This window comes from Rhodopseudomonas sp. RCAM05734, from assembly GCF_052658035.1.
In genome coordinates, this window is the sequence record NZ_CP199742.1 from 6069143 (window position 1) to 6082276 (window position 13134).

Sequence of the window (13134 nt, forward strand, 5' to 3'; positions counted from 1 at the left end):
GGTCACGGCCTTTCATACTCGCGCTGTTCGGCCTCGGTGAGAGCTTTCTGCTGCTGCTCGTTCAATCGGCCGTTTCCGACCATCTGCAGATTTCCGCTCGGGTTATAGCTTCGCTCGTCACGCCGGGGCTGCTGCTGCCTGCCCTCCTCTTCGGATCCTCCTCCGTTGCCGCCGCCATAGCCCAGCACTTCGACGATGATCACCGAGGGCTGAGTGTTGCCGCTCCCTTGATTCGGTGTCGCCGTCTGTTGGGTCGCTGCCGTCGCATTCGACGTCGACAGGGCGGCGCTGATACTCGGCGCCTGCACGGTCGGGATACCCGACGACGTGCCCTGCACCTGGATATTCGCCGCATTCAGAATTTGTAGCGCCGCCAGATTAACATTGCCGGAGACGCGGATGCCCGCTTCGCCGGCGTCGATGGTGCCGAGCGGTGCGATCAGATCGACGTCGCCGGCTTTCACCTCCGGGATCGGGTTGAGCGTCGCGATGCCGGCGCCCGACGACGGCACCTGCGACGACAGGCTGACATTGCCGTAGCTGTCGTAGACGCGCCTCGGCGGGGTGTAGACCACGGTGGTCTTGGAGCCGCGCCCGGCATTGATGTCGCCTTCGGCAGACCAGGCGACGATGTTTCCGCCGAAGGTGGTCATGATGCGCGACAGACCGAGCAGGATGCTGCCCTTGCTGTACATCTGGATGTTGCCTTGGCCCAGCGTGACCAGCCCAGCCGACGCTGGCGGCACTTGTCCCTCGATGCCGATGATGGACCGTCCACCCGGTGAGAGCATCTGGATATCGCCGCCCTTCTGGGTGCGGACGCCGGAGCCGCCATACATGGTGATGTCGCCTGCACGCATGACAGGCTGTCCATTCCCATCCTGCCCCGGGAACAGCGCGGCGATGGCGTTGCGGCCGCGCAGATAGCTGCCGTAACGGGTGCTGGTGCTGTCGTTATATTCACGGCCGCCGGCGGTGAGTTCGGCGAAGTAGACCTGACGCAGGAAGATGCGCTGCCGCTCCGGCGCCAGGGTGCCAAAATAGGCCCGCGCCTCCGCGTCGGTGCCAGCAAAGCCGTAGCGATCCTTCAGCCAGGCCGCGAGCTCCTTCTGATAGGTCTTGGCGACCTTGCCGGGCTGCTCGGCCAGCGGCACACCTGCCACCGCCAGCCGGGCCGGATCGAGATAGAGCGACGCTAGGGCTTCGTAATCCGGTCCGGTCGCGCCGACGCCGGCCAGCAGCGCGATGCTGGCGCCCGGGCGGGTATCGCCCGCCGCGATCGCGCCGAGGCTGGTGATCGCACCCTTGTCGGCCTGGTACAGGTTGCGCCCCGCCGAGATTTCGAGCGCGCCGGGGCCGGCGATGTCGATATTGGCGTAGAGGATGTCGCGCCCCGCCGAAAAGATCGAGACGTCGTCGGGATCGCGGTGCACGATCAGGTTGCCGTGCGAAGCCCCGGTGATGGCGGTTCCATCTATCGTCACACCGGGCGCAAGGCCGGCAGCGACGATATCGCGGCCCGCTCGCACGACGACCGGCGCCGATGCATTGAGCCAGGTCGTGCCGCTCCGAAACGTCACCGTCTCGCCGGTGACGAGGCCGACGATGTCGCCTTGGCGGGCGTAGAAGCGCACGGGATCCGCATCGGCCGCGCGGTCGAGCGCGATTTTCGCATCGTTGGGGCCGAACACGAACAGCGACCCGTTGATCGGGTTGTTGGTGTTTGAGTTTGGATCTCGGATGCCGTTTGGCGACGCGTTGGTCACGATCAAGTTGATGTTGCCGTCAACGGCATTTTCGTAGCCTGCGAAGGCCGGATTGAACGGCGTCGGCAGTGCCGTGCCGGTACCGGACAGGCTGAACGCATATTGCCCGGCATAGATCGAATCCGACGCCAGCATCTCCAGCGAGCCATAGGCCGAGGGCGCCAGGGCGACCGTGACGACGGAGCTTACGAACGGCAAGGCGTCGCGTCCGTAATAGATGCTGCCGCCGAGCGCCGCCGCCCGCAGGATCGATGGATAGGTGAACCATCCGTCGGTGCTGTTCTGGTCGCTGTTTCGATTGGCAGAGCCGTTATAAATCCCCTCGGTGCTCGTCGAGGTGGTGGGCGTCAGATTGCCGCCTGCCGAGATCAGGTTGATCGCGGTGTGCTCGGTCCACAGCGTGAACCAGCTTCCGCCGCCGCCGGCGTAGTTGTTGCCGCCGGCCGAGAAGGCGGAATTGTTCGGCGTCACCGACCGGCCGGGATCGCCGGCGCCGCCGAGCACGAGATCGCCCCGGCTCTGCAGATAGACCACGGAATCGCCGGGGACCACCGTGATGCCGGATGTCGCCTGGGACCACGTCGCAGCATAGGGCTCGGCGCCCCGGATATCGGCGCTGTCGCGCACTCCGTAGATCAGGTTGATGCCGCCGATCGACGCCGCAGTGACGCTCATTGTGCCGCGCAGATTGATCAGCGAGCCGCCGAGGGCCTGCTTCTGGCTCGTGTAGTAGGTGATTGCGAGATTGGGATTGAGCGCGCCGGCAATCCGCATGTCGATGTCGCCGCCGCCGGTCAAGGCGAGCGATCCGTCGGCGCCGACGCGGCCGGTGCTGCCGACGGCAACCACCAGACCCTGGCTTCGATCCGCGCCGTTGGTCTCGCCGCCCGGGGCGCTGCGCTGCGTGATCGCGCCGGCATTGCCGCCGACGCGGACGGCGACATTGCCGCCGCCCAGCGCGCCGATGCCGGTGAAACCGACGAGATCGGGGATTTTGGAAATATAGCTCGTGTTCGGCGCGTAGGCGCCGAAATTGATCCACCACGAGGTCGCAATCGTATCTCTGACCGCCGCCGTGCCGCTGCCCTGGCGCCACAGCCAGTTGCCGGTCAGCACGCTCGACGGGCTTGCCCGGTTGGACTGACCGTAGATGTCGCCGATCAGATCGCCGCCCGCCGCGATCAGGACGTTGCCGCCGTGGTCCGGGTACCAGGCCTTATAGGACGCCAGTGCGGCGGTCGTGTAATCGTCATTGGAGCCGCCGAGCAGCGTGCCATCGGCCATAACGCCGCGGTCGAGCGTGTAGCTCGGATCGACCGCCGTCGCCGTGCCGGCGGTGTAGACGCCGTAGAGCGACTGCAATTTGACATTGCCGGCGGCGACCAGCGACAGGTCGCCGGCGCCGGTGCGGACCACGCTGAACGAGGGCGCGACCACCGTGGTCGTTGACGGCAGGCTGATCTTGCCGAGGTTCTTCTGATCATAATCCGCGAAATTGGATGGCATGCCGAAATCGGCCCAGGTGTAGTTGGAGTCGCCGTAAAGCGTGCCGATTTGGCGCATTGTCAGATTAACCAGTTGGCTCTGCTGATATCCGTCTGGCAGACCGTCGAACGCCACGATGGCCGCCACGCCCTGCGCGGTCAGGCCCAACTCGATATTTCCGAGCGAGGGATCCCAGAAATTGGCCGGCATCCCGTAGTAGAATACGATGTCCGACCATGGGCCGCCCAAGAGCGTCGCGATTTGGTCTTCCGACTTTCCAATCAGGTCGTTCAAGGTCAAATAACCGTAGTCGGCGCTGATTGCCGCGAAAAGAGCCTCCGCTCCCGCCTGGTTCAAATTGAGGACATCGCCAGCCGAGGCGTACCTCGCGACGTAGTGGGTGTCGGCCAGAATGATATCGCCCTTGCCGAGGGCGTTGCGCGCCCGCACATTGGCCGAGCCGAGATCGGCGCCGGCCACCAGCGTCAGGTCCGACGAGCTCGCGCCGGCGGCGAGCATCCGGGCCAGCGCCCAGTTGCGGCCCTGGCTGCCGTTGGTGGTCCCGCGCAGCTCCACCGCATTGCCGTCGACGAGCTTGACATTGGTCTGGGCCGGGATCAGCGACCCGGCGGCGAGCGTGATCTGCGCGGTGGAGGTCATATCCACCGGCAGCGGCACGCCCTTCGGCCAGACCAGCGCCGCAAAGCTGGCGGCGCTCGACAGCACCGTGCCGGCGCCGAGCTGCATGCCGGCGGAGAGCGTCACTGCATTCGGCAGGATCGTGCCGGCGGCATAGGCCACCGAGCCGTCGGCATTGTAGATGGTCGCCTGCACCACCGTGCCCGCCGACAGAGCCAGCGAACTGCCCAGGGTCGCGCGCACCGGCAGCACCGTGCCGGCCGGCAGCGGAATCGCGCCGGTCCTCTCGGTGCCGAAATAGGCCGCAAGGTCGTAATTGAGCGTGACGCCGGCCTTGAACTCCGTTCCGGCCTCAAGCGTGACCGCGGTGGGCAGCACCAGATCGCCGCCATAGGGCACAACGCCCTGCTCGAGCCGCCAGCCCTTGACGTCGTCGGGCGTCGTCGTCGGCGGCGCGAAGCCGTCATTGATGGCGCCGCGGATATTGAGATTGCCGATGGCGCGGAGGTTGAAGGCGCCGGGCTCGCCGAAGCCGCGCAGAGCGGGATCAATGCGGTTGGCGTTCGGCCCGTAGCGATAGCCGGACAGATCGAGATCGCCGGCCACCGTCAGGTCGCCGTTCGGATTATCGGCGCTGACCTTGCTGACGATATCGACGCCGGGACGCAGGTGATAGTTGCCGAGACCCGCGAGCCTGGCGCTCAGCGAAGTATTGGCGCGCGCGGCGGTGATGAAGGCTGTGTTATGCGGATCGATGCCACCGGCGATGATCTGGTCGGTCAGGGGATCGACGATACCGTCGAGATAAGCCTGCGTGATCTCCTGCGGCTTGTAGCCGGTGACGTCGGGCGCGGCAGCGAGCGGCGCGTCGTCATAGATACGGAACGCATTGACCGCGACGGTCTTGGCGCCCCGGATCAGCGGTGTGCCCTGCACATTGACGGCGACGTCATTGGCGCCGTTCCCGGCGCTATCGAGACCGCCCTGCCCGCCGCTGCCGCCGAGGCGCGGTGCGTTGAGCGTCAGCGTGCCGCGAGCAATTCCGTCATTGCGATAGGCACCTGCGCCGGACTCCACATTGGTGCCGGCGCGCAAATCGACGGCCGCATTACTCGTCAGCGTCAGCGTGCCCCTGCGCGTTGTCAGGTCTATGACGGCGCGGTTCGGCGCCTCGATGATCTTGCCATAGCTGTCGAAGCGCATCCCGCTGCCGTGGGCGTCGAGCGTGCCGTTGATGGTCAGGTCACCCATCGCAGCCAGCCGGATGGTGCCGACCTGATAGCCGCTGGCGTCGATGGTGCCGTTGACGGTGAGGCTGCCGCCGTCGAGCGTGATCTCGACGTCGCGCGCCTTGACCTCATTGCCGACGACGAGGCTGCCCTGCTTGATCTGGAAGCGGCGCGCGCCGAACAGCTCGCCGGCATTGAGCCGGGCATTCAGCCCCGCGAAATCGGCCAGCGTCTGCGCATAGACGCCGAGCTCGGCCGCATCGTAGGGCACATAAGTGCCGCCGGCGTCGTAAGTGCCGGTCGTGCCGCCGCGGAACGTGCCGGCGAGAGCGACATGGCCGGCGCTTGCGCCGAGCGCGGTGACCGTCGCCGCTCCGCCGCGATTGTGGCGCGCCGACAGATCGATCACCGATCCCGCCGCCTGGCTGATGTTGCCGGCGCGGCTGGTCATCGGCAGATCGCCGCCCCAGCCGTATTTGGTGATGTCGAAGAAGGCCACGGCGCGGCCCGACAGATCGAGTCGTGAATTGTCGCCGAGCACGATATCGCCCTCAGCCGTCATCTCCAGCCGCCCCGACGGCAGCACGACGCTGCTGTCGACGAAGACATTGGCGCCGGTCAGCTTCAGCGTCGCGCCGAGCGCATCGACACTCCCAGCTATGCCGCCCGATCCGACAACGCGGATATCGCCGCCGGCGGTGATGGTGTTGACCGAGCCGGCCGCGCCGGTGAATAGCGGCGTCGTGATCGTGAGATTGCCGCCGCTGTATTGATAGCCGGTCACCGCGTCATAGGCGCCCCGCCGGGCATAGACACCGAGCGTACTCTTGTTGCTCGAAGTCACAGAGCCTGCGGCCGCGATGTTGACGTTGGCGAAGCCGAGCGCGATGCGGTTGTCGACGACCGTGGTGCTGGGTTGGGTGTTGGGACCGTAACCGAACACGACCTGGTTCGCCACGATGTTGAGCGTACCGTCGCCGAGCCTATCGGCCATCGCCGCGCCCGGCGCCAGTGACGAGCCGGTCCAGACGAATTCACCGGCGCGGATCGTGGCGGTGCTGCCGGCCGCGCCGTAGCCGTAGATTGCCGGCGTCGTCAGCACCAGACGGCCCAGCGTCGATGCGTCGAGCGAGACGTCACCGAACACGTTGATCGCGTCACTCGCAGTGAGCGTGAGCGTCTCCAGCGCCGGCGCACCGATCGCGGTGTTGCCCGCCAGCAATCGCGCCAGCACGGCCTGGTTAAGGGTCAGCCCGGTCGGCAGGCGAGCGGCGGCCGCGGCTGTCGCAATACTCGCATCGGAGCCGAGATTGATCGCCGACAATCCCAGCACGAGATTGCGGGTTCCGTAGGAGACGTTGTCGGCGAAGGTGACGGTGCCCGCCGTCATCAGGCCGATGGTGCCTTCGGAGGCGATCGTCGTGATCCGGTTGCAGGCGGCGGTGACGCAGGCGCCGATCTTGATGTCGACGTCGGCCGACTCTGTCTCGCCCCGCAGCAACGTGATCACGCCATTGGACACGATCAGCGTGCCGGCGTCCACAACGTAGGGAGCACTGGTGTCGGTGCCCGGCGATCCGCGACCGATGGTGCTGATCGTCGCGCCCTCCTCGATCGTGATGGCGCCCCTCTCCTGGCGCCACGACCTTCCTCTCGAGTTGAAGACGATCTCGGCCGCCGACAGACGGGCGCCGCTGCGCAGGACGATATCGCCGAAATAGCCGTCGTTCAGCATCAGCCGCGCCGCGTCGAGCTTGCTGAGTTCGTCGGCGGAGACCGAGGCCGCCACCATGCCGGCGGTGGCTCCCTGGCCGGTCGCGAGGATTTCGCTGATGCCGGTGATCCCGACAGCCCCGCTATAGCCATTGCTGCCGGCCTTGGCCCGGATGCGCAGCGCGCCGTCGAACAGCAATTGCATGCGGTCATCGGCGCCGCGCGCCTTGGCGAGCTGCATGGTCAGCCCGCCGGCATCGGCTGTGATCCAGTCGCGCGAGACGCTGTTGAGCGCGGCATTCGCCAGCACGTAGGCGTTATAGGTCGTCTCATTGTAGGAGGAATGCGTGCGGACCTTGTCCGCCGCCGTGATGATGACCCGGTTCGGCAGCGAGGCGCGGATCGCCGTATTGGCGACGCCGAGATAGGCGCTGACGATGTACGAGCCGCTGCCGGTCGCAGCGACGCTGGTCGCGGCGGGATTGACGCTGCTCCCCAGCTCCACCCGATAGGCGCCCGGCAGCAGCGCATAGGTCGCGGGCATCAGCGTGTAGGTGCCGGCGGCAAGACCCGGCACGCCCTCGGGAATGCTGATCTGGCGGCCCACGGACGGCAGGCCGAAGCCCGCTTCCTGCACGACCGGCGCATAGCCGACCGAGCTGCTCGGCACGATCGCGTAGACCTGATTGCCCTTGGCGCTGTAGCTGTAACCGGGATTGGCATTGACCAGCGGCGTGGTCAGGATGTTCACTGAGCCGCCGCGCCCCGAGACGAAGCCGGCGCCGGTCAGGTCACCGCCGCCCGACAGGTCGATCAGCGAACCGGAATCGGCGTCGATATGCAGGCCGTTGAGGGTGATGGCCGGACCGGAAGCCGCGACCGTCGCGCCATTATAGGTGTAGCTGACGCCGTCGACCGTGCCGCCATAGGGCATCACCAGCCCGACGCCGCTGACCGAGGTGATGCTGCCCGGCAGCAGATGGATCGTATCCGTCTGCGGAACGCTCCCGCTCGAGACGCCGCCGAGCACGATTCGACCGAACGGCGCGCGCACCACGCCGCCCTGGTTGATCGTATCGGCGGCCAAAGTGAGGAGGCCGAAGGCGGAATAGGGCACGTCGGGATCGGTGTCGCCGTAGCGCAGAATATTCAGCACGCTGCCGACGAGAAGCTTGGCGTCGCTGCCGGCGATGTAGCCGGCGGTGATCGTCCCGGTTGCCCGGCTCGCCGGATAGATCTGGGCGGCCGTCACGGTGATATTGCCCGGCGTCTGCAGCAGGGCGCCCCGCGTCTGGGCTCCCGCGAGCATGCGGACATCGCCTCGGCTCAGAAGATCGACCAGCGCGAAGCCGCGGCGATCGAGGGTGTAGCTCTCGGCCTGGGTGTTGATGATCTTGTTGACGCCGAACACCACGCGGTCGCGGATATCGATGAGATCGGCGGCGACGGAGAAGACCGCGCTGCTCGACTGTTGCGACGGCGCGCCATAGCCCTCGTCCCACCGCACCGCGGGCAGCGTGTACATATCTTTGCCAATGCGCGTCACGCCGGCCAGCCGCACAGTGGGCGCCGCCAGCGAGACCCTTGAATCCGCGCCGGCATCGGCGCCGAGCGCGAAGGCGCCGGCATAGAGGCTCAGGCTCTGGTTCATGGCGAGCGTCACGTCGCCGTCGAACGAAATCAGGCCGTCCGACAGCAGCGACAGCGTGCCGAAGCCGCCGGCTTTGATGCGGTCGACGCCGAGCCGCGCAGTGCCGGTCACCAGGCCGGCTTTGGCCTCAGCCATCGAGCCGGCGCCGGCGATGGCGCTGTCGCCCTGAACGTCGGCGATGACCAATTCACGATGCCGCAGCACATCGCCGGATGTCGATAAGCTCAAATATTTCGCCGCCTCAAGCGCCAGCGCCAGCGTGCCGCCGGCGGCGTTCGCGCCGCCGGCCGCGGCTCGCAGCGCGCCGTCGAGATAGAGGCCGTTGCTGGACTTGATGACGATGCTGCCGCCGTTGCTGGCAACCGCGAGCGGCGTGCTGGCTCTCGGCAGCCCTGATCCGGCAATGTCGAGCACCGCGCTGGCGCCGGAGGCATCGAGCCGCGCGCCGGGCCGGATCACCACGAAGGCATTCGGCGTGAAGGATTCTCCGGTCGCCTCCCAGTCCACCGCGCCGCCGATCAGGATCGAGCCGCCATTGCCGACCACGCCATAGCGCTCGCCGCGCGCGTTGGTCGCCGTGACCGCGCGGGCCGCGACATCGAGCACGGCGTGTTCGCCGATCCAGAACAGGCCGGCTTTGTTGTCGCCGGTCCCCTGATTGAGGCTCGCCGCAGCCTGGGTCAGGCTGATGGTGCCGCCCGGCGCGGTCAGCGCGCCGTCGATGGTGAAGTTGGCGCCTTGCAGGCTGATCGACTGGCCGGCATCGACGCGGATCACAGCGCCGGTCTGAATGGTGATCGGGCCGCTCGCCGTCGTCAGGGTCCCCTCGCCGACATTGGAGCGCAAGGTCAGGCTGGCGCCGCCGCGCTGGGTCAGGCTGCTTTTGCCGGCGTCTTCGATCCATTCGGGCGGAGTCCAGACGCTCAGGGCGAGCGAGGGATCCTCGCCGGTGGCGACCGAGAAGGCCGCGTCCGTCAAGCGATAGACCGGCATCACCACATCGAGCCGGGCGCCGGCCGCGACCACGACACCCTGCCGGCCATTGATGTCGTAACTGGAGAACCCCGACTGCAACAGCGACGCGTCGATCTGCAGGATTTCTTTGACGGCCCCTGCGCGCTGGAGCACCGTGCCCGCCGCGATCAGCGTTCCGGCCGCGATCGTGCCGTCCGACGGCGCCAGCGTCCCGGCCGCCGCTGTCCGGGTGAAGGGGGTAACCGACGGCAGGCCATTCGGGAACGCCGCAGCCGGCAAGGTGTAGCCCGCCAAATAGCGCATATTGTTTGCAGCGATGCTGACGACCGTCCCCGCCGGGAGAGTCACGACCGTGTTACTGTAGATGTTGTAAGATGGGCCATTTTGGTTCGCGCCCGTTTTGATTGTGTAACTGTACATGCTTAAATTTGGCGCCGGTGGCGTCCAGTCCGCTGCCAGCGTCACGTATTGGATGCGCGCACCGCCGGTCAATGTATCGCCGGGCATGAACCAGGTGGCCTGATAGGAGTAACTCGCCGGCAGCACCTCGCCGGCCTTGACCAGATAGTCTTTGGCCAGCACCAGATCGGCCGGCGCCGTCTCGCCGGCGCCAAGCACGCCATTGGTCGCCAGCACCTTGCCGCCGATGGCGATCGCCGTGCCGGATTCGATCTTGAGCGTGCCGCCGCCGCTGACGCCATAGGCGCGGATCGTGCCATCGAGGGTCAGCAGGCCGTTGGCCGTCACCACGGAATTCTGCTGGTCGGCGATCAGCGTCACATCGCCGCCGCGGCCGCCCTTGGTCTTGCCGTTGGCGAGGATCGCCGCGCCCGACGAGACGTCGATGACGCTACCCGCCTGCAACGTCACGTCATGGGTCGAACGCAGCGTGACCGACCCGCCGTTGATGAAGGCCTGCTTCGGTTCGTCCTCAGAATCGAGCCCGGCGTTGACCCACAGGCCGCGCAGATCGAGCGTCGCGCCGGCTTCGAGGGTGATGGAAGACAGGCCATTCTTCAGCAGCGCCGCATAGGCGCCGCGGCCGCCGGCAGCGGCGCCCGCCAACACATTGTCGATCACCAGCGAGCCGCCGCGCGCGGTGACATCGGCCTTGATGTCGACCACCGCCGCGTTGAGGTTGATCTTGCCGCCATCGACGAGCGTGATCGGGCGATCGATGGTGATGCTGCCGGAGGTGCCGATATCGAGCCCGCCGAGATGGGCTGCATTGATGCGGTCGGCGTCGAACCAGGCGGTGTTGGCGCGGACCGACGGCAGCAGGTCGGAGGCGGACAGGCCGGCGCTGATATCAGCCACATCGGTGAAGCGGACATCCGAGCCGTAGGCGGCAACCTGATTTGGCGTCGCGTCATAGCGGGCGAGGCCGAGCGTACCTTGCAACGGCGCGGCATTCTGCGCCTGCTTATAGCCGTCAGAGAGGCCCGCGGCGCGCGCGCTCGACTGGCGTGCGCCCTTGACGACATCGGCAATGATCTCCGCTTCCATGATCGCGGTCGGCGTCGACAGGTTGAGACGGCCGGCATCGCGGCCGACGGTGTAGCCCTCCTCCCAGCGCCATGACGACGAACGGTCGAAGATCGAGGTCCAGATTTCGGTGAGTTGATCCGAGACCTTGCCCTGGATGTTGTGGGTGCGCACGAAACCGCCGGCGGCGGCGATGAACTTCATGCTGGCCGGCGCATTATCGAAACTGTATAGGCGACCGTCGCTGCCGATCAGCCTGGTCGAATAGATGCGACCGCCGTCATAGCTGACCGATCCGCCGGCAATGTTGAACTTTGCGCCCTGCTGCGCGATGACTTCCGGCGCTGCCAGCGTGACGGTGCCGCCGAGCGCCGCCCATTCGCCGATGGTGTGGGCGGTGTTGGCGAGATAGCCGCCGACTTCGAGCAATCCGCCTTTGGTGTAGTAGCGTTCACCGGTATAGCCGCCGGTGCCCGCGGGCACGAAAGTGAGATCGCGGACGTCGATCCAGACATTCTTGTTGACCAGGGCGCCGCTGTCGCGATTGACTGGCGAGTCACGGAGTTCATTGCCCTGGACGTTGACCAGCACCTGGTTGTCCGACATCGGCCGCACCACGCCCTGCACGCCGGAGACATCGACGATCGAACCGGCTCCGGCGAAGATGCGCGTGCCGGCGCTGACGGCGACCTGACCGCCTTGCGCCATGGTGAGCGAGCCGTTCTGGAAGTTGACCAGCCCCCCGGTGACGATCTCGACGCGCGACTGGTCGCGCCGATCGTTCGGTCCCGAGGCGGCGATTAGCCCATCGCGCTGCGCATTGAGCGCGGCATCCTTGGATTCCAGTTCCGGCACGATCCAGCTGAGACTCTTGCCGGTCATCGTCACGCTGCCGCCGGCATCGCTGGCTGCGTTCAACAGATGGATGGTGCCGCGCTGGTTGACCGACGTCGTGGAGAGCAGCACGCCGTCCTGCGTCACGCCCCGGCCGGCCAACGTGATGTCGCCCTGCTGCGACAGCACGATGCCCGTATTGGTCACGCGGCCGGCGGAACTGCCAGGCCGGATCGCCGGCGCGATCTCGCTGCCATTGGTGGTCGAGAACTGGTTGGCGTCGGTGCCGAAGCCCTTGCGCAGAATGAAATTATCGCCAGCCGCCAGGATGGCCTGCCCCTTCGGCGTGGTGATACCGCCGGCATTGCTGACCTCGCTGCCGATCAGCAAGACGTAGCCGCCGCCCGACGTCACCGAAGCGGGCGCCGACGTGGCGATCGAGGCGCCGGCCTCGACCACGACCTTGCCGCCGGCCGCCGTGAAGCTCGGCGCGTAAATGTTGTCGGTTTGCGTCGAATAGATGCCGCTGTTGCGGAACTGGGTATTGCTGAGATCGGCGGTCGAGGCGATCAATGAGCCGACATTGACCTGGCTGTTGCCGCCGAAGATGATGCCGCTCTGGTTGATGACGTAGACTTGGCCGTCGGCCTTGATGCTGCCGAGGATCTGGCTCGGGCCGGTCGATGCGTCGACGCGGTTGAGCGCGACCCAGTTGCCGTTGCCCTGCTGGTCGAAGGTCAGCGTGGTGCGGGCGCCGACATTGAAGGACGTCCAGTTCAGGATCGCCTGCTGCGTCGTTTGCCGGATATTGACCTGGGTCTGCCCCGCACCATCGATGCCCTGGGTCGGCGCATTGGCGCCTGACCAGGTCGCGAGATTGTTCGGCAACAGGCCACCGGCGCCGACGCCGTTCGGCACCGCGACAGGCGCGATCAGCGACGTCTGCTGCGCGGCCGCCGCCGACCGTGCGGCGGCCTGGATACCCTGCATGTCCTGTACTGCGCGCGCCGCGCGTGCCAGCGAATCCCGCGTCTGCTGCACCGCCGCCGCGGCCTGCTGCGCCGCTTGTGCCGCCGCGCCCGATGCGAGGTTCGGAGCCGAGACCGCGCCGGCGCTGCCTCCGCCATTCAGGGCGCGAGCATGAACCTCTGGCGACGCCGCCAGCATTGCAAGTGCGCTGGCGCCAACCATCAGCACCGCGCTGTGACGAAGAAGTCCATCAGACATGGACCGTATATGCCAAATCAACGCGACAGCCTCCCGAACAGAGGTTTGCGACTTGCGGTCACGACGGGACTTAGCTGGCATGCTGGCTCCAGAAGGCATGAGCTGTCCGACAACCCGTCAGCCCCTTATT

General features: G+C 66.8%; 1 protein-coding gene. It reads right to left on the reverse strand.

Annotation, left to right across the window (positions count from 1 at the left end):
• Positions 1-2: 2 nt before the first annotated feature.
• The gene (locus ACUXVA_RS28870; RefSeq protein ID WP_445489638.1) at positions 3-13004 is read right to left on the reverse strand and encodes a filamentous haemagglutinin family protein; all 13002 of its coding nucleotides are present in this window, start codon (positions 13002-13004) and stop codon (positions 3-5) included.
• Between the last annotated feature and the right edge of the window lie 130 nt (positions 13005-13134).

Coding starts and splice junctions, on each gene's coding strand:
- ACUXVA_RS28870 (WP_445489638.1), bottom strand. CDS start 13,004: ATGTCTGATGGACTTCTTCGTCACAGCGCGGTGCTGATGGTTGGCGCC.